General features: G+C 42.7%; 14 protein-coding genes and 1 tRNA gene. 8 read left to right on the forward strand and 7 right to left on the reverse strand.

What is annotated here, in order from left to right; genetic code table 11:
• Positions 1-4: 4 nt before the first annotated feature.
• Both F0475_RS06640 and pta read right to left on the reverse strand, forming a co-directional pair.
• Entirely contained in the window at positions 5-1,210 is a 1,206-nt protein-coding gene (locus F0475_RS06640; protein WP_155716003.1) for an acetate kinase, read from the reverse strand.
• Positions 1,211-1,436: 226 nt separating this feature from the next.
• Positions 1,437-2,483, reverse strand: coding sequence for a phosphate acetyltransferase (gene pta / locus F0475_RS06645; protein ID WP_155716004.1), 1,047 nt, complete (start codon positions 2,481-2,483; stop codon positions 1,437-1,439).
• 176 nt (positions 2,484-2,659) lie between these two features.
• Between pta and F0475_RS06650 the strand changes: the two genes are divergently transcribed.
• On the forward strand, positions 2,660-4,405 hold the full coding sequence (locus F0475_RS06650; protein ID WP_155716005.1) for a GNAT family N-acetyltransferase: 1,746 nt from the start codon (positions 2,660-2,662) through the stop codon (positions 4,403-4,405).
• A 231-nt stretch (positions 4,406-4,636) separates the two neighbouring features.
• Here F0475_RS06650 and cdaA read toward each other — a convergent pair whose 3' ends face one another.
• The 4 genes from cdaA to F0475_RS06670 all read right to left on the reverse strand — a co-directional run bounded on the left by cdaA (position 4,637) and on the right by F0475_RS06670 (position 11,618).
• Positions 4,637-5,410, reverse strand: coding sequence for a diadenylate cyclase CdaA (gene cdaA, locus F0475_RS06655; RefSeq protein ID WP_155716006.1), 774 nt, complete (start codon positions 5,408-5,410; stop codon positions 4,637-4,639).
• 20 nt (positions 5,411-5,430) lie between these two features.
• Positions 5,431-6,273, reverse strand: coding sequence for a dihydropteroate synthase (folP, locus tag F0475_RS06660; RefSeq protein WP_199879794.1), 843 nt, complete (start codon positions 6,271-6,273; stop codon positions 5,431-5,433).
• 700 nt (positions 6,274-6,973) lie between these two features.
• Complete coding sequence (locus F0475_RS06665; protein ID WP_155716008.1) at positions 6,974-8,509, reverse strand: RagB/SusD family nutrient uptake outer membrane protein; 1,536 nt, start codon at positions 8,507-8,509, stop codon at positions 6,974-6,976.
• Positions 8,510-8,534: 25 nt separating this feature from the next.
• Positions 8,535-11,618, reverse strand: a complete 3,084-nt coding sequence (locus F0475_RS06670; protein ID WP_155716009.1) for a SusC/RagA family TonB-linked outer membrane protein — start codon at positions 11,616-11,618, stop codon at positions 8,535-8,537.
• 333 nt (positions 11,619-11,951) lie between these two features.
• Here F0475_RS06670 and F0475_RS06675 point away from each other — a divergent pair, with 333 nt between their 5' ends.
• The 7 genes from F0475_RS06675 (at position 11,952) to F0475_RS06705 (ending at position 18,718) form a co-directional block, all read left to right on the forward strand.
• Complete coding sequence (locus tag F0475_RS06675; RefSeq protein WP_155716010.1) at positions 11,952-13,274, forward strand: UDP-N-acetylmuramoyl-tripeptide--D-alanyl-D-alanine ligase; 1,323 nt, start codon at positions 11,952-11,954, stop codon at positions 13,272-13,274.
• Between the two features lie 78 nt (positions 13,275-13,352).
• A tRNA-Pro gene (locus tag F0475_RS06680) sits at positions 13,353-13,425 on the forward strand.
• 318 nt (positions 13,426-13,743) lie between these two features.
• Entirely contained in the window at positions 13,744-14,730 is a 987-nt protein-coding gene (locus tag F0475_RS06685) for an SPFH domain-containing protein (RefSeq protein WP_155716011.1), read from the forward strand.
• Positions 14,727-15,062, forward strand: coding sequence for a hypothetical protein (locus F0475_RS06690; protein ID WP_009433917.1), 336 nt, complete (start codon positions 14,727-14,729; stop codon positions 15,060-15,062). Before F0475_RS06685 ends, F0475_RS06690 begins: the two co-directional genes overlap by 4 nt.
• A gap of 22 nt (positions 15,063-15,084) precedes the next feature.
• A complete protein-coding gene (locus tag F0475_RS06695; protein ID WP_155716012.1) occupies positions 15,085-16,497 on the forward strand; it encodes a TFIIB-type zinc ribbon-containing protein in 1,413 nt (470 codons plus the stop codon).
• A 32-nt stretch (positions 16,498-16,529) separates the two neighbouring features.
• Positions 16,530-17,918, forward strand: coding sequence for a TFIIB-type zinc ribbon-containing protein (locus tag F0475_RS06700; protein WP_155716013.1), 1,389 nt, complete (start codon positions 16,530-16,532; stop codon positions 17,916-17,918).
• Positions 17,919-17,941: 23 nt separating this feature from the next.
• Positions 17,942-18,718: a toxin-antitoxin system YwqK family antitoxin gene (locus tag F0475_RS06705; RefSeq protein ID WP_155716014.1), complete on the forward strand. Its 777-nt coding sequence runs from the start codon at positions 17,942-17,944 to the stop codon at positions 18,716-18,718.
• A 166-nt stretch (positions 18,719-18,884) separates the two neighbouring features.
• Here the strand turns inward: F0475_RS06705 and F0475_RS06710 are convergent, their stop codons facing one another.
• A complete protein-coding gene (locus tag F0475_RS06710; protein WP_155716015.1) occupies positions 18,885-20,333 on the reverse strand; it encodes an alpha-galactosidase in 1,449 nt (482 codons plus the stop codon).
• Positions 20,334-20,447 lie beyond the last annotated feature (114 nt).

Consider the following 20,447-nt stretch of genomic DNA (forward strand, 5'->3'; position numbering starts at 1 on the left):
GATATTACTTCTTCAAGTCTTTAACAAGTTCTTGAGTATCACGTGCAATGACAATCTCTTCATCAGTTGGCACAAGAACAACCTTTACCTTTGAATCGTCAGTAGAGAGAATCTGCTCTACTCCACGCACTTCATTGCGCTTCTTATCCAACTTGATACCAAGATACTCCATATCTTGACAAGCATCCCAACGCAATCCAGTCTGATTCTCCCCAACGCCTGCAGTCCACACAATGATGTCTACACCATTCATAGCAGCAGCATAAGCACCGATGTACTTCTTAATACGATAGGTGTACATCTGCAATGCCAAATGAGCAAGCTGATTGCCTTCGTTATCAGCATTTTCTATGTCACGCATATCAGAGCTGATACCCGTAATACCCAACACACCACTCTCCTTATTCAAGAAGTCTGCCATTTCCTGTGGCTTCTTACCGAGCTTCTCCATCAAGTAAGTTACAGCAGAAGGATCAATATCACCAGAACGAGATCCCATCATCAAGCCTGCCAATGGCGTTAAACCCATTGAGGTATCGATGACCTTACCATTCTTGATAGCTGCAATAGACGCACCATTACCAATGTGACAAGTGATAATCTTCTGTGTCTTGATGTCTACACCTAACATTTCACATACACGGTGTGACACATAACGGTGGCTTGTTCCGTGGAAACCATAGCGACGAACATGATACTTCTTATATAGATCATAAGGAACAGCATATAGGTAAGCATAATCTGGCATAGTGCTATGGAAAGCATTATCAAACACTGTTACTTGTGGTGTGTGAGGCATCAAAGCATCCACAGCACGCAATCCGCGCAAGTGACCAGCATTATGAACTGGAGCTAAGTCTATAAGACTTTCAATCCCTTCTTCTACTTCTTTTGTAACGATACAACTCTTCTCAAAGAGGTCACCTCCTTGCACTACTCGGTGTCCAACAGCGTCTATCTCATCAAGACTCTTTAGAGCACCAATCTCTGGATCTAGTAACACTTTGAACACAAGAGCCACACCTTCTTTATGTGTAGGAAGGTCTGCCATGATTTGTTTCTTCTCACCATTAGGGAGCTTAACCTTTATGAAAGCCTCATCAAGTCCAATGCGTTCTACACCGCCCTGAGCCAACACTGACTCGTCTTTCATATCGTACAACTTGTACTTAATAGAACTACTTCCGCAGTTCAAGACTAATATCTTCATATTTTGATTATAGGAGTTAAAGGAGTGAAGGGAGTGAAATGGAGTTAAGGCAAATGTTCTTATTAGGGTAAAGCAATACCAATAAACTATTCACACGCAGATAAATATACCCCCAGAACTTACACTCTTCCCTTCCTCTTTATTGATTACTTAATTACTTAGGAGTGTTCCCCTCTATACGGACGACTCCTCTCTCCATAGGGAGAGGAGCTGAGGAGAGGCTTCTTTATAGCTTTTTTGCATCTTGAGCTTGGCATGCTGTGATAGCTACCATATAATAGATATCATCTACACAACAGCCACGAGAAAGATCGTTAACAGGGCGAGCTATACCTTGGAGGATAGGTCCGATCGCCTTAGCACCACCAAGACGTTCGATTAACTTATAGCCAATGTTACCTACTTCCAGGTTTGGAACAACAAGCACATTAGCCTTACCTGCTATCTCCGAACCCGGTGCCTTCTTAGCAGCAACAGCAGGGACTAGAGCAGCATCAGCCTGTAATTCACCATCAACCTTCAGTGTTGGGAACTTCTCCTTGGCTATCTTTGTTGCCTCAACAACCTTATCTATAATGTAAACACTCTTACCCGTCTCACGGTCGATAGCGTCTTTTGCTGATCCCTTAGTAGAGAAACTCAACATGGCAACATGTGGGTCTTGGAAGCCAGCAACGCTCTTTGCGGTCTCGGCAGTAGTGTAAGCGATTTGAGCTAACTGATCGGCTGTTGGGTTAGGAGTAACAGCTACATCACCCATAACGACAATACCATTCTCACCATACTGCTGTTCGTGAGTGAGGATGAGCATAGCTCCACTCACACAAGTGATACCTGGCGCACATTTAATAATCTGCAAAGCAGGGCGAAGCGTGTCACCTGTTGTAGAGAGTGCACCTGATATCTGCCCATCAGCGCCCTCTGTCTTAATAATCATACAACCCAAATAGAGATTATTCTTCGTCACTAACTCACGTGCCTGTTCGATAGTCATACCCTTTTTCTGGCGTAATTCAGCTAGCTTAGCAGCATATTCTTCGCACTTAGGGTTATTCTCTGGGTCAACAATGGTCGCCTTGTCAATGTTCTTAAGCCCCCACTCTGTGGCAAGCTTATGTATATTGGCGGGGTTACCAATGAGGATTAGATTGGCGATATCATTGGCTAATACCCTGTCAGCCGCTCTAAGGGTTCGCTCCTCTTCTGCCTCGGGGAGCACGATACGTTGCTTATCGGCTTTAGCGCGCGCAACGATTTGCTCTAATAAATCCATAGTTCTTATTCTATTGTAATAATTGTACTTCGGTCTTTAAATTGTTTACCTGCAAAGATAGCTAAATTAACTCATAATCCCAAACAAGACTCTTGTTTTATATCAGAAAAGAGCTATCCTCTTGGCTATCCCAGCTTTTATACATATCTTTGTAGCCTAACCAGATTATAGACAACATGATTAAATTCCACGATGTAAAGACGTCTGATCGCGAACTAATACAAAGTTATACACTTTGTGGAGACCGTCAGAACTGTGATTTAAGCTTTGCAAATATCATCTCATGGAGATTTCTTTATAATACACAAATCGCTGAAGTCGATGGTTTCTTAGTGTTCCGCTTTTATACAGGGCACCATCTCGCATACATGGCACCAGTATGGAAATGTGCATGGGACGAGGCTATGCGCGACCGATTCGCTGCCGTTGTCCGACAGATGAGGGACGATTCTATCACCTTAGGGCATCCTTTCTTAATGCTAGGTGTATGCAGTTATATGGCAGAGATACTAGAGACTACCTTCCCCAACACCTTTGATATCAAACCAGACCGTGACCACTTCGATTATATCTACTCACGTGAAAAGCTCGCAACACTATCTGGTAAGAAGTTACAAGGTAAGCGAAACCACTGCAATAAGTTCCGTAAAACATTCCCAAACTACGTATATAAGGACTTAACAAAGGATATGATCCCAGAATGTATAGCTGTGGAAGAGAACTGGCGAGAGGTTACAAAGGAGGATACCGAGGGCGATGAAGAATTATCGGAAGAGCTTCGTTCAATGACACGTGTCTTCGATTTATGGGATGAAATCGGTGCTATTGGTGGCACAATATGGGTAGATGATAAGTTGATTGCCTTCACCTTTGGTTCGCCTATCACTAACAAGGTGTTCGATGTATGCGTTGAAAAGGCAGACACAAGCTACGAAGGAGCGTTTTCTATCATCAATCAGGAGTTCGCCAGACACCTCCCTGAGCAATACGAATACATGAATCGTGAGGAAGATCTTGGTATTGAGGGCTTAAGATACGCCAAACTTTCATACAAGCCAGACATTCTTTTAGAGAAGAATGTGGTCATGGAGAAATACCCCTTGGCGCAAGAAGAGGATCAGCAACGCATTAAGGAGGAGACAATCAACCTATGGCGAGACACTTTCCATGATGTGGAACCATTCATACAACTCTATTTTTCCCGCGTATTCAAGCCCGAATATAACATCACTTGTCAGGCTGACAAGCATACTGTTGCAGCCCTTCAAGCCTTGCCCTATACAATGAAATACTACGATGAGGAGGTGCGCACGGCTTATATCTCTGGTGTTAGTGTACGTGAGGAGTACCGAAAGAAGAACATGGGAGGCAACTTGATGTCGCAAGCTCACTTCCAACTCTATCACAAGGGGGCCGTCTTTACAACGTTGATACCTGCCGAAGAGTGGCTATACGACTGGTATGAACGATGCGGATATGCACGACATATCATGGTAACAGCACCGCCTACTGATGTTGACAACATGGACTTTGATTCGTTCGACAAGTGGCAACGTTCCAAAGATTGCGTTCTATTGCATGATGCCGAGGGTTTCGATATTATCAAGGAGGACTATCGTATTGCACTTTCTGTCGACCCGAATGCGAAGAGACAGACAGAGAATATACAAGGAATGATACGTGTTATCAATGCTGAAAAGGCGTTGCAGCTTTATGCTCAACGGCATCCTAATCGCATAGAGAACCTCCGTATATATAATGACTCGGATATTCCGAAGAATAATATGTACTTCCAAATAAAGGAAGGGCACGTTTGTCATACGAATCAACCACTGCCGAACACACGTTCATTGACAATCAATGAGCTGGTAGACTATATCTTCAAGGATGACAAACTAGAGATGAATCTAATGTTGAATTAGGTTAGCTCGAATATAAGAAGGCGTTTCCTCATTACAAGGAGACGCCTTCTTTGATGCAAAGGAACGCCCTTCTCAATGCGAGAAGGGCGTTTCCTTGTTTTCGTTCCGATAGTTCAATCTAACGAGGCTATACCTCGGTGCACACTGACCCATCCTCTACTTTCAGACAGACGTGTGTCCCGTAAGTTGTTCCTCCCTATTCGGGGAGGTTAGGTGGGGCTTACTCTGAATTTAAGACAGCACCATCTCCTTTGTCAAGATACTCTCCAGTTGTTCGGCAGAAAGGCGCAGTTGGAACTCACCATGCATGGCAACACTAATGCGACCAGTCTCTTCTGAAACGATGATAGCCAATGCGTCCGAATCTTGTGAGATTCCCATGGCTGCACGATGACGCAGACCTAACTCCTTAGGAATATCTTGCTTGTGGCTTACTGGCAATATGCATCCTGCCGCCTTAATGCGTTGTTTGGAGATAACCATCGCTCCGTCATGCAGAGGCGAGTTCTTAAAGAAGATGTTTTCAATCAGTCGTTGATTAATGCGGGCGTCTATCAAGTCGCCAGTCTCAACGATGTCTTCCAACATCACACCCCGTTCTATAACAATCAAAGCACCCACCTTACCACGACTCATACTCATGCAAGCCATGACGATAGGCATAATTGTTTCCTTATCAACCTCCTCCTTACTTGTTCTCGTAAATAGTTTAATAATGTTTTTTACCTTCCGATGTGCGCCAAGACTATACAGGAAGTGGCGTATGTCTTCTTGGAACAGAACGATAAGACCAATGACTCCCACCGAAACCAGCTTATCAAGGATACCACCTAAAAGTCGCATCTCTAGCACCTGACTAACGATGAGCCATAGGATAACAAACAACATGATTCCGATGAAGATGTTCAGTGAGCGTGACTCCTTCATCACACGATAAATATAATAGAGCATCAATGCCACAAGCACGATGTCGATTACATCCTTTATACCAAATGGGAAAAACATAAAAGAAGAGCTTTATTATTTCACTTTACAGTATTTTGTCGCATTGCACCAACTATTTTAACAGCCTCAACCGCCTCACGAACATCGTGCACTCGCAGTATGTTTGCCCCTTTCAGTAGGGCGATTGTGTTCAAAATAGTTGTTCCGTTCAGACTTTCAGCCGCCGTAATACCCAGAAGTTGATGGATCATTCGCTTCCTGCTAATGCCTACAAGTATAGGAAGTTCCATTACTTGCAACCGTTCCATGACGCTTAATAACTCGTAATTGCCCGCTACAGGATCCTTACCAAAGCCGAAACCGGGGTCAAGAATGATGTCTTTTTGCCCCAAATCGCGCAATTCTTGCACCTCACGAGAGAAGTCGATAAGCATGTCATGAAGGTTAGCTGCGGTAGACATAAGGATATAAGGTGCCCCAAGTTCGGCTACGGTACGGAACATTTCAGGGTCTTTACCTTCCTCAACATCGTTGATTATATCTGCACCGAACTCCTCAATCATCCTTCGAGCAATGTCAGCATGGAAAGTATCAATGGACAGTATGGCATCAGGCTCGGCTTCTTTGACAATCGGGAGAGCGAAAGCTAATCGCTGCATCTCCTCTTCTGCACTGACAACAACGCCTCCGGGACGTGTAGAACAGGCTCCAATATCAATAATTTTAGCCCCTTCAGCAACAATCTGATGGGCTCGCTGGCGGATAGCTTCAGCCGTTTGCACTCGACTATTAGCATAGAATGAGTCGGGCGTAACGTTCATGATTCCCATCACCAGCGGTTCGCCCAAGTCGATGAGACGCCCACGAACGTTGATAGTATAGCTTATGGGCGTTCCATCACCCAATGTTTTCATCTTCTCCATAGGCACAAAGGTAATGTAATTATTGCACATTTATATCAGAAAAGCCCAACCTTTTTAGCGAAAAGCATAAGTTTCAGTAGGCAAACAGGCGATAGTTCCAATGCTTTTCACTAACGATTAGACTTCAATCGAACGTTCAGAAAGGACGAAAAGAGCATTCGATCCAATGGTATAGATAGGACGAAACCAGCGGAAATGACCTACTATATTTGTAAAGAAATACTGCTAAAATCTATACTTATAACTGCGTTTTTATCGAAGAGCACCCTCTTTGGGTCAAATACGCGCGTTTTGAAGAAGTTTGCGAACAATCTTATAACTCATTAATAACCAACGTTTTACGTAAATCTTACATTCTTTTCAATCGAAAGTAACCGACCATCAATGGAAAAAATAGCCTATTTTTACCTAAAAAGTACGTACTTTTCACCCAAAACGGATATACGTTTCACTAAAAACGGATATACATTTCACCAAAAACGGATATACGTTTCACCAAAAACGGAGGTACGTTTTCATAAAAAAGGTATATACGTTTTTATTTTGAAGAATATCGCTTCCTATTTGGCTCTATATTGATAATTCCGTTTGTAAAAGATATTCATTCCAAACGATAGATATAATAGACAAGAAAAAAGGATGTGCCCATCTAGGCACATCCCTCGCATTTATATTAGTTTGTTAAGCGACTCTGAACGGGTTATTGACCATAACCATCGTTCTGCTTAATATTCTTGTTTGCATCTATCTCATAGCTTGGTATAGCTGCAAGAGCTTTGAAGTAATCGCGGTTGTAACTACGCACATCTGCTGGGAGAACAGCGCTCCAACCACGGTCGGATTCGTTAGTATAACGTGTGATAGTCTCATTGTTGCGTATTGCATCAAAGAAACGTTGACCCTCACCAACGAGTTCCTTACGGCGTTCGAGTGATATACGAGCGGCTGTAATAGTTGACGCTGTTACCAAACGAGACGCATCAGACGTTCTATTCTTCAATAGATCATTCAAATACTGGACTGCTTTTGCAGTGTTACCATCCTTAAATGCAGCTTCAGATGCTATCAGATAAACCTCTGAAAGACGTAATATTGGCACGCTAGCATAACGAGGATCACCATTGTAAGCAGGCATCTTGTTTAGATAAACCTTTGCGCCATGGAATATGTTTTTAGTGTCATTGCTAGGTGCAAGGAACACATCTGCGCGCACGTCGTTAGGGTCTTGAGCCAGAAGAGCAAGGAAGTTCTTGTTGGCAACAGCCTCACCATAACCAGGAACATCAGGACGATTCTCTGCATATAGATAGGCTATACCCTCACGGTCATTCCAATCATTTGTGTTGGTAACAGGTATCTCGAAAAGCATCTCTTTGGCGTGTGCTGCATCGTCTTTCTTCCATGCATTCACATACTCAGAGATTGTCCATAGACTCTTACCAGAGTTGTTGATAACATCTTCAGCAGTACTGAGAGCATTTGCCCAATCGCCCTTTGTCAAGTAAACACGTGCCAAGAGAGCCTTTGCTGCATAGAGACTAACATAACCAGAAGTAGTCTCTGATGGGAGCTTACCAGAGCTAATTGCTTCGGTCAAGTCCTTTATAACTTGAGCATAACACTCCGCAACAGTACTACGAGCAGGCTTAACATTTGATTGTAAAGAACTTGTTACCAGTGGAACTCCTAGCGAGGCACCATTGTCCTCTGTATAGGTCTTACCATAAACACGTGTCAAATCGAAAGTCGCCATAGCACGTAGAACCAATGCTTCTGCACGATATTGTGCTATCTCATCAGCCGCCTCAGTTTTATCAGACAACTTACCACCATCGGCTGCCTCAATGATTCGGCAAGCACGACCTATCACTGCATAAGGAGATTGCCAGATTGCGTTCGAACGATCAAAGTCGGATGCTGTGGTGTAAGACATCTGATAATAGAAGCTCGCACGGTTACTTCCGTAAGTTGAATTATACACTAAGTCTTCACCATGCAACTCGCCATATAGGAACATTTGCTGACCATAGTAATCGACCATATTACTATTTCCTTTAAAGACAGCATACATACCCGCACGAGCCGAAGCAAGGTCACTACTACTCTGGATGGCTGTCTCCGCAGGGACAGAATCGGCTGGTTTCTGCTCAAAGAAATCGTCACCACATGATGACATACCCATCAGGACTGCACCTGCGAGCATTAAGCCGTATATGTTTTTATTGTATTTTCTCATAAACAAAAATTCTTCAATTAATAATTTAGAAGCCTAACTCAATACCGAAAGTGAATGTTCTTAAGGCTGGAGTCTGGAATACACATAGACCATCTACTGGCATCTCTGGATCAACATAGAGGTTCTTTGACTTCAATGTGAAGAGATTTGATGCTGCAAAATAGACTCTTGCCTTATTCAAACCAAGTCTAGATACCCAGTTATTAGGTGCTGTAAGACCAAGTGTTAAGCTCTTCAAACGCAAGTAATCAGTAGGCATTAACCAACGAGATGACTCAATCGTTGGGTTGTTTCCGAATTGGAAAGCAGGGAGACTAGCCTTTGTGTCGCCAGGACCTGTCCACATCTTGTCAATGTCATAATAGGCTGGGACAGCACCACCATAGAGGAAGTTACCACCATTACTATGCTGCCATCTAGCTGCATCGTAAGCCTTTCCACCGAAAGAGAAGGTGAAGTTCAAACCAAAGTCGATAAACTTCCATTTGATATTATTCGTCAAACCACCTTCTATAGTAGCCTCGTGGTCACCTACGATAACCTTCTTTGCAGCTGCAGGATCAGTTGTTGTCTTGCGCGCATTAGCTGTACCATCATTGAGATAATAAGCTTCCTTACCAGTAGCAGGGTCTACACCAGCATACTCAAGAGCGTAATAGCTGTAATAAGTGTGACCTACCTTGTGAATCAATCTACCACTGATTACCTCATCCTGACTACCATTGAGCTTAGTAATCTTATTGTGGTTATGACCGAAGTTCAACATGGTTGTCCATGTGAAGTCCTTTGTGTTAACGTTATTACTTTGTAGCGTAAACTCGTAACCTGTATTGCGTAAAGAACCAATATTCATTGGTGTTGTGGTCTTATAAGTCTCTCCGTCATAATAACCAGGTACAGCTGATACAGGGAGATCATAGATAAGATCTGATGTTGTACGTGTGTAATAATCGAAAGTCAAAGAGATTCGATCAAAGAAGGTAAGGTCTAAACCAACATTGAAAGCACGGTTCTTCTCCCACTTCAAGTCAGGGTTACCAATACCAACTATGCCCATTCCAGACTGACCATTATAGTACTCACCGAAGTGATAGAGGTTCAAATAAGCATAAAGACTAGTTGGCAATGTTCCATTCACACCATAGCTGACACGCAACTTACCATCACTTAGCACGCTCTTAGCTGATTCCATAAACTTCTCAGCACCGAATCGCCATGCACCAGATACTGACCAGAAGTTACCCCAGCGGTTAGCTTTTGCCAAACGACTACTGCCATCGCGACGGAAACTGACACCTGCATAGTATCTGTTATCGTAGTTGTAGTTCAAACGACCTAACCAACTTGCCATCGTGTAGCCTGTTGCATTACTAGAACCACTCGTCGTTCCAGCATTAGAAAACTCATAAAGAGAACCAGGATAATTGGTTCCTTGGAGATAATTGTACTTGTAGATGTACTTTTCTGTCTCGTATCCAAGAAGTGCATCAAGGTTATGTAAGCCGAAAGACTTCACATAAGAGAGCTGCGTCTGACCATTTAATTGAGTAATACCACTTACTACACGCTGTAGAGTACCACCAGGAGCACCATCGTTAGAGAAGCGATCCCAGAGTACATTCTCTACTGATGAAGTATAATCATAAGTGAACTTCTCACTCAAATGGAGTGCATCCCAGATGTTCCAATCGAGCTTCAATGAGTTGAAAGCACGTCTTACGTCGTTCTTATCACTTGAATGCTTGTATTCATAGAGAGGGTTGAGCTGTACGTAAGAACCAGTTTGAGTACCTGGTGCCAATGTGCCATCAGGGAGATAAGCAATGGCTGAAGGACTATCAAAGAATGCATAATGAGCGATAGAACTTGTATAAGAAGTTCCCTCATTAGCCATCTGCTGATTCATCTTAGAGAACAAACCAGAGTAAACCAAAGTAAATCTTCCGAACTTATGAGTAAGGTTGGCATTACCTGTGAAACGCTCCAAACCTTGGTTCGCAGTGATACCTGTCTGCTTCATATATGACAAAGAAGTATAGAACTGGGTGTTATCACTACCACCACTAAGGCTTATTTGATAGTTCTGATGGTGTCCCGTCTTGAAGAGAAGATCCTTCCAATTCGTCCAACCATAGATTGGTTTGTTATTAGCATCGTATCCTACGACTGGTTTAGCAGCGTAGTCATCAATCTGATCCTTAACGAATGCAGCTGCATCAGCCTTTGATTTGCCCTCTTTATATATGGCATAGTTCTCCAAACCACGTGAGAGAACAGCACGACGAGCGTCACCATCCAGCATTGGACGATAATTGATAGCCATGTTAGAGAAACCCCAGTCACTACGGAAGTCAACATGCGTCTTACCCTTCTTACCGCTCTTTGTTGTAATAACGACTACACCATTAGCTGCACGAGAACCATATAAAGAAGCTGCTGCAGCATCCTTGATGACGGTGATTGACTCAATATCATTACTATTCAAAGTGGATAGAATGTCCGTACCAGTATCATTGAACTGACCCTGACCGAATGCATTAATATCACCAGATACCATTGGTGTACCATCAATGACATATAATGGATCATTGCCGGCATTGATAGATCCCATACCACGAATACGTATATTGCTTACAGCACCAGGCGCACCTGATGAACTCGTAACCGTTACTCCAGGTACAGAACCAGACAGTTTATCCTGCACAGAGGCTACTGGTACGTCTGCTAACTTACCTGGATCTACGTTTGCCGCAGCACCTGTAAAGCTAGATTTCTTAAAGTTTCCGTATCCTGTAACGATAACTTCATCGAGAGAGCCAGCGTCTGGCTTCATCACAACCTTCATTCCATTCTTTACAGGAACAACGACTGTCTTGAGTCCAACATACTGTACTCTTAACTGATTCTTACCCTCTGGAACCGAGAGATGGAAGTTACCATCAATATCGGAAACAGTACCCATTTGTGTCCCAACAACGAGTATGGATGCACCTACAACAGGCTCTCCATTCTCAGAAGACACAACAGTTCCTGAAATCTCTGACTGTGCCAATGCTACGCCTAAGCATAGGAACAGACCCGCTAAAACCATTGATAATCTTTTAACCATAAGCTTAATCTATAAAATATGACTATTTCCTATTAAATAAGTGCAAAGGTATAAAGAATTACTTAACAAACCAAAACATTTGTAACTAAATTATACTTTAAACTCAAATAACATTACGAAACAACATAAATATTCAATTTATAATAACACTTCAAAGCATTAATTACATCATTGCCATTACACCTTATATATATAGGACACCGATAGTCTGCATCCTCGACCACGCTTAACACGGATGAAGAACAATGATAATCCATCTGTTAAAAAGCCTCTCTTTACTTTGTGTTGTCTGCCTTTTAGACTATCTTTGCACCATAGAATAAAGTTGGAATCATGGATATACAGGAGATTTACAAGATTTATTTAAGTCACCCAACAGTGACCACTGACAGCAGAAACTGCCCTGAAGGAAGTATCTTCATAGCACTAAAAGGAGCATCATTCGATGGTAACAAGTTTGCAAAAGCTGCTTTGGACAAAGGTTGCAGCTATGCTATTGTTGACGAAAAAGAATACATTGATACCACTGATGAGCGTTTTATTTTAGTTGATGACGCACTCGTTACTTACAAAGAACTAGCACGTGAACACAGAAGACAATTCTCCATCCCCGTCATTGGCATTACTGGAACGAACGGAAAGACCACCAGTAAAGAGCTTATCTCTACTGTCTTGGCAGAGAAATATAAGGTTCATCACACCGAAGCAAACTACAATAATGATGTGGGGGTGCCTCGCACGCTACTTGGCATACGCCCTGATGATGAGATAGCTGTCATTGAGATGGGTGCATCACACCCTGGAGACATTGAGAAACTAGTAACTTATGTTGAACCAACCTGCGGTTTGATAACAAATGTTGGTCGTGCTCATCTACAGGGATTCGGCAGCTTTGAGGGCGTAAAACGTACCAAGGGAGAGCTCTACGACTTCTTAAAAGCACATGACGCCTTACTTTTCTTGAATGAAAGCAACGCCGATCTCACAGAAATGGCGGCACAACGTGAATTCGACCGCATTATCACTTACGGGCAAGATGATACTGCCGACGTACAAGGAAAAGTAATCAACTGTGCTCCATTCCTCAAATTCGAATGGCAGTCATCAAGCCTTAATAAGCAGCAACCTGCCAATACGATATATGAAGTACAGACTCATCTCATTGGTTCGTACAACCTTGATAACATGTTAGCAGCTATCACCATCGGTCTACACTTTGGTGTAACTCCACAGCAGATAAACCATGCCTTAGAGAATTATATCCCTCATAACAACCGTTCACAGCTCACAGAAACAGCTCACAACAAGCTCATTGTGGATGCTTATAACGCCAATCCTTCCAGCATGGCAGCTGCTATTGAGAACTTCCACCTTATGGAAGTTGAACACAAGATGGCTATTCTCGGAGACATGAGAGAGCTTGGCGCAGCTTCAGCAGAGGAACATCAAAAGGTTGTTGAACTACTCAAAACAGCAGGCTTAACCAATGTCTGGCTTGTTGGTGAGGAATTTCAAAAGACTAACACAGACTTCCGTAAGTTTAAGGATGTTGATGAGGTAAAGGCTGAAATAGCTCTTCATCGACCAGAAGACCATTATATCCTTATTAAAGGAAGCAATGGAATAAGGCTCTTCGAACTGCCCAACTTGCTCTAAACATATCATAAAAAGAGCATAAAACATTGCACTAGTTCCGAAAAATTAACTACCTTTGCAACTGCTTGCAAAGGCTATCGGGATGTAGCGCAGTTGGTAGCGCACTACGTTCGGGACGTAGGGGTCGCCAGTTCGAATCCGGTCATCCCGACTCGAAAAGGGGAAGAACTATGATGGTTCTTCCCCTTTTTTGAGCCTCCTAACAACCTCCTCACTACCCCTCCCAGCCTCCCCAAAGGGGAGGAGCGCCTAACGAGAGCTAGTTCGGAAAGGCTATATCCCACACAACAAACAACTTGTTTACTTGTCAACTCGTCAACCCGTCAACTCAAATAAACCCTTCATTCTTTAGAAATCTCTTGCTGTTTTCAATACAATTCATTATATTTGCAGGGTATTAAGAGGTTTAACTACAACGTCTTATACGATAATTTGAAATACATTTTACTGACAAGTAACAACAGAGGCTATGGGTATAAAGAACTTATTTAAACGGCAATTAAGAAGTGTCATAGAGTGGAAAGAGCAAGACAGCAAGCTACTTTTCCATCAGTTGGAAACAACAACTGATGAAATAAAGGACGCTAGTAAACTCATTATTGCACCTGGTCAGGGTTGCATTATCGTCTATGATGGACAGGTGAGAGCCACACTTACAGAACCAGGAGTGTATGAGATGGATTCTGACAACCATCCTTTTATCACCACATTGCTTAACATCTCTCAGCAAGCAGAGAGCGACCATAAGATGAGGTTCTACTTCTTCCGTACAGCGGAGATGGTGAACATCCTTTGGGGAACTGCTTCGCCAGTGAAATACATAGAGCCTGATTATCAATTACCAGTGGCTCTCGGGGTTTGTGGAAACTTCTCTGTAAAGATACAAGATGCGTCTCAAATGTTCGTCACACTGCTTGGAACGGTCGCAGACTATTACGCAGAGGATGTGCAAGAACTCGTATCTTCACGTATTGTGACGCCACTCACAGCCTTTCTTGCAGTCAAAGCCTACCCTTACCGAGAGGTGGATACCCACATAGGTGAGCTTTCTAAGGAGTTACAAGAGAAGACTTCAGAGGAGTTATCACGATTGGGTTTGGAGCTAACTGACTTCCGCATTACTTCTGTTACATTCGATGACGAAACGATGGAACGCATTGGTAGGATTGCAAACATGACTACTGAGAAGCATGCAGCAGCCGAGGTAGACCTTGATTACACTGGATTGCAGAAGTTAGGAGCCTTACGTGATGCTGCAAAGAACGAAGGTGGACTGGCAGGAGCAGGCTTGCAAATGGGAGCCGGACTACAGTTAGCACAAGACATATTCAAGTCGGGTGATGTTAATAGTGACCCTACTCTACGCCTACGAAAGCTCAAGAAGCTCTTAGATGAACAACTCATCACTGCTGAAGAATACGAACAAAAGAAGAACGAAATACTCTCTAAATTATGAATAAAGTCTTAATCCCCGCCATAGCAGTCCTCTTTGTCAATATCATTGCAGGTCTGGTTCTATCAATCTATCCATTGGTAAACATGCTCTACACGAGTGTTGCCATTATAGTCAACACTCTATTGGTTGTAATGTTGTTTGCCCTTGGTGCAGAGCGTTCGCATCGTTTGAGCCTTGGTATGCTCTTCCTCTTAGCTGGAATCATAGAGTTTGTTAGTGGAATGATAGCACCGAGTGGCGTAAAAGACAACTGGTGGATTATCCTCTTCGCTATCTTTACAGCCATAGAAGCTATCTTGTGTTATCTAACCATACATTATAAGAAACAATAAAAAGTACTGATTGAGTTATACAATGTCAACAAAGATAAAACCGATAAAGTGCCCAAACTGTGGTAGCGAGAAGCATGTCCAACTGGATGAAAAGCGCTATCAATGTAGAAATTGTGGGACGGAATACTTCTTGGATGACGATGATATAACCATTAATGTCAAGCATAATTTCGAATACGAAAACTTCACGCAGCCCAAAGAAGAGCCCCGCGTCACCATGAGCAATGTGATAAGAAACCTAGCGGTTGTACTTATTGTCTTTCTCTTTCTGTATGCAGCTAAGCACTTTTGGGGCGGAGATATCAAAGTAAGTAAGCTCTTGGGGGTAAGTGATTTATTCTCTGTCGACTCCGTAGAGGTGACAGATGACTACGATGCCATCTACCCTATGAAGCATAAAGGACGTATTTGTTTCTTCTACGTAACGAATCGTAGGTACGATTACGGGCTTAACGATGATAAGACCTTAGTAGATGGTCACTATTATGGATTCGTCGATGCGCAGACTGGACAAGTGTTAGCTGATAAGCTCCTCATCAGTAATGACGAGAGCAAAAGCCTTGAGATGTACTCGTTTGATGAGCTTAAGTTGCAGCATTTCCCGCAAGCAGACAAGTGGTTCTGTATAGTCCCAGAACAGTTTATATACGAAGTTGACCCACAAACACTCACGATGAGTAATGTCACAAATACTATCTTTGCTCATAAGGAAGCAATGTCAAGTGGGATCTCATCTGTGAATTTTATCTTTAGAATAAACGATGGTCACGCTAATTCATTAGAGGGAGGTGAGGGCTTCGAAGTATCTAATAATTTGGCAGAAAATTACTATTACTTTCCTGCAACAGACCATCTTTATACGGAGGAGGCTTATAAGTATGCCCAAAAACTACCAGCTTCTGGGCTCAAAGGAGAGCTACGTAAGGATGTAATGTATGAATTGGAAAGTAAGAACTCAAGTGAGTCATCCAATCAAAAAGGTCAAAACATAATAAATAGAGTACAATACACGCATTACCTAGGAAACCCTCAGTACCTTAATGACTCTCGCAATGGTAAATATGATTTTGTATATTCTGACATGCGAGTTGTCGATAATCAGCCAATAACAGATTGGTTCACAGGATTCGATGCAGAGCTCATTTACCAAGATCCAAAGTATTTATGTATTGAGTATAAGGCAAATATCTCGAAGAATGCACCAACGATTCTTCAGCTAAGAAACACTAATGGAGGAATCCTTTGGACACGCTCTCTTGATTGTCCAATAAAGATTGGTGGTGTTCTACGAGACAATCAGAAGATATGGTTCAGAGCTACAAGAGAGCACACTGATCGCTACGATGATGAATATATCATAAGCCTTACGTTAAAAGGAGGTAACATAAAATACGAATACAAGTTTGCAACTAGTCACAACGTAAGGAAGCAATAAGTATATATAACGAATACAGATAAAGCAATACAATGTCAACAAAGATAAGACCCATAAAGTGCCCGAATTGTGGCAGTGAGAAGCATCTTCAGTTGGATGAAAAGCGTTATCGCTGTAAAAACTGCGGTACAGAATACTTCCTAGATGATGACGACATAAACATTAATGTCAAGCATCAATTTGATTATGGAGGCTTCACACGCACCAAAGGAGACGCAGACATCTCCACTAGCAATGTGGTAAAAGTATTCGCTATCATCGGTGGTTCTTTATTCTTTCTATTCATGTTATTGTTCTTCAGCATAGACTCTTCCAAGCCAAGCGCTAGTTATAAAGACTCTATCAGCGTAGATGATTCATATAAAGCCATTGTCCCAGTAAAGTATAACGGACGTGTTTGTTTCTTCTATTTAACCGACCGTAGTTTCAGTAACTGGTATTCTGACGACGAGACACCACCATCAGGTTACTATTATGGATTCGTCGATCCAGATAGTGGGAAGGTGTTTGCTGACAAACTTTTCATCAGTGATGACGATGCAAGGAAGGTTGGTATGACAGCTTTCCACATGCTTCAGATACAACATCTGAACCAAGCCAAGAAGTGGTATATCACGATTCCTAGCCAGTTTATACTTGAGATAGACCCACAGACACTCACGCTAAAGGATGTCTCAAAGACTATCTTCGCCAAGAAGAAAGCGATGTCAAGTGGTATCTCATCAGTAGAATTTATCTCTGATACCTACGAAGACCACGCAAGTACGGCGGGCGTAGGTGAAGGGTTCAAGGTCACCAACAATTTGGCAGAAACCTATTATTATTTCCCAGCTACAGACCGTCTTTATACGAAGGACGCCTATGAATTCGCCCAACAACTACCCGCTTCTGAGCTTAATGGTGAGGTTAAGGATAGTGTATTCTATATATTAGATCGTAAGGAAGCAAGCGAATCTTCTAGCCAAAAAAGCCTCAACCGCTTATGGAGAATACGCTTCATGTATCACTTAGGAGACCCTCAAGACGCTGGTTACTTCCTATATGGTGTGACTGATTCTCCACGTGGTGACAAGCGAATGATTAGTCACAACGCAATAACAGATTGGTTTACCGGCTTCAATTCAAAGATTGATTACCAAGACTCGAAGTATATCCTTATAGAGTATAATGCTAGTATCTCGGAAGATGCACCAACGATTCTTCAGCTGAGAAACACTAATGGCGTTATACTTTGGACACACGCCTTTGAGCTTCCACTGAAGATTCAGGGCATCATACGAGATAATCAAAAGATATGGTTTAGAGCGACCAAGGATAACGATCATACTGAAGACGAAGACTATATAGCGAGCCTTACCTTAAAGGATGGTTATCTGAAATACGAATATAAGTTTACTACTAAACACAAGGTTCCAAAGTAATAAGTATTAAACACGAATATAATATGATAAAGATAAAATTACTTCTGCTCTCTCTAATCGCACTACCTTTAGCAAGTAACGCACAGGTACAGAAGATAGTAGAGTCTTATGACAACGGACAGATAAAGTCGATTACATATGAAAATAAGGAGACGGGGCTACTAGAAGGGCATTGTGTTAGTTATATGGAAGATGGTCGCTTATTCATGGAAGAAGACTATAAGGACGGTCTAAGGGATGGGCTGGTGAAGTATTACGATGCATTTGGTAACATCGAAAGCATTGTGAGTTACAGCAAAGGGAAGAAGCAGGGTAAGCTCATCAAGTACCAAAAGATGAATCGTCCCAGTGCAAATCCTTATCTTGACTACATTGAGAACTACGAGAATGGACTGCTACAGGGAATGACCTACGTGTACGATGATACTGGGCAAAAGATTATCGAACACGCACGTTATGATGATGGTCTATGTGTCGAAGATACTGTATATCTCCCTAAAGGTACGTTCTATGCGTATCGGACGAAAGGACCTGATGGTACTTATGTTGGTGGTGAGCTGAAGAGCAGAATAGTACCCAACAAGAAGAATGCGGCTACTCATCAACCTACGAGGAAGGCTCCCATTAGACAACGCCCAACAGCACCGAGACCTGTTAAGGCTAAACCCGCTCCACAACGCAAGCCCACTCCTGCCACTAAACCCAATCCCGTCACTAAGCCCAATCCTCAACCACAGCCTAAGCCAACACCTAAGCCACGCTTAAAGTTAGGTAAGGATGGTACAATAGAGATGGGTTAGCATATATCATAAGGTAATGAAGGCACACGGCTAACCTATCTACTTTACGGAAGAAGCCTATTCAATTACGAATAGGACATAAAGAAATCGAACCAGCTGGATACGTCCAACTGGTTCGATTCTTATAATAACTCTGTCCCAATGAAGGGACAGCAGTTGTCATTACTTACTTTGTCAGCTTGATAATCTTACAACCATGTGCTGGGATAACAGCCTCGATCTTATCACTTACCGTCCCTTCGTCAGCATGCTTCCAAAGGTCACGCACCTTATAAGTTCCTGATAGTCCTAACTTAGACAATTCTACAGAACGTGTTGCAGCAGCTGTCTCACGATTGAAGAGACCTACAACATAAGAGCCGTCCTTCATCTGTCCATACCATACCTCACCATCTGTATTCCACAGATTACGTGCTAGTGGCTTACCTACGAATCCGTCCTTATTCAATGCAAGTAACTCGTCGTTCTGGAAGAACTTGAGGTCATCACCTGTTGGTAAGTCAGTGATTGAGATAGGACCGCCTGCCATCAAAGGAAGAGAGATAACAGACATCTTCTCATTGTCATCAGCGTAACTTCCAATACGGATAAAGTCACCATCGAGGCGGATCTTCTTACGACCAGAGATCTTTGACCAGTTAATAAAGCCGTCAAAAGCATTCTCGGAGTTAGGCCAACCACCACGAAGACTACCACGGTTGTTATCTGAGAAACGATACCAACTACCCTCAAGCGCATCGGCGTCAATACGTACCATGTTACCAGCATACTTCTCAATGATTGCGTCATTGCGCAAGTGTGGCATTACAAGAGACACATATACACCATACTTCTGTGCATATTTGTTGATCCATTGCATACCCTTCACGTAACGCTCACGACCAAAGCCTTTGTCAATAATGTCCGTATAATTCATACCATCCTCATACCAAGAAAGGAAGTCCATACGCACGAACTTCACGCCTAAGTCAGCATAGTGTTTGAAGAAACCTTCAAAGAACTGCTCTGCACCTGGATGGTCGGTCATCACCCAACCAAACTGCTCCTTAGCCGTAGGATATTTCACGTCCTTATCCTTTGCAGGGTCATAAGCAAGGCTGCTTACTGTGATGTTGTCAGTACCAGGAATGATAGCATTAGGGTTAGAATAGTGCAACCAGAAAGGACTGTCATACACACCCAACTTCAAACCTTTAGCCTTCAACTTAGCAACGATAGTGCTTAAAGGAATCTCAGGAGAACCCTCATCTTTCGTCGTGTGACTATAACGTGTCATGTAACCATCATCACCGCCCATAGCAGCGAAACCATCGGTAACAAGCATATCATAACCATGTGACTTGAGATTGGTCACTACATAATCGATGGTCTCATCCCAGTCATCCTCTGTAAAGATATTAGGGAAAGAACCTGCCTTCTCCTGTGCACGAAGGTTACCATATACACTCCAATAAAGAGGAGCATAATCCATTCCTTCCTTCTCCGCAACAGGTGTGAGTCCAACAGTAGGATCCTGCTTGTCAACACTCAAGTCGCTGGTGACGTCCCACTCGTTACTATTACAGCTAGAGAGCAATGCTGCGAATGCCAAGCTAGCGAATATATATTTCTTCATTGTTGTTTATTCTGTCATAAGTAATTAGTAAATGGTAGCTGCGAAAAGCGATATTTTGTCTCACTTCTATTGATACATACGTGTCAACGAATTGACTCCTATGTGTCATCCCCT

The sequence above is a fragment of the Prevotella vespertina genome (assembly GCF_009728485.1).
GTDB classification, from domain to species: Bacteria; Bacteroidota; Bacteroidia; order Bacteroidales; family Bacteroidaceae; genus Prevotella; species Prevotella vespertina.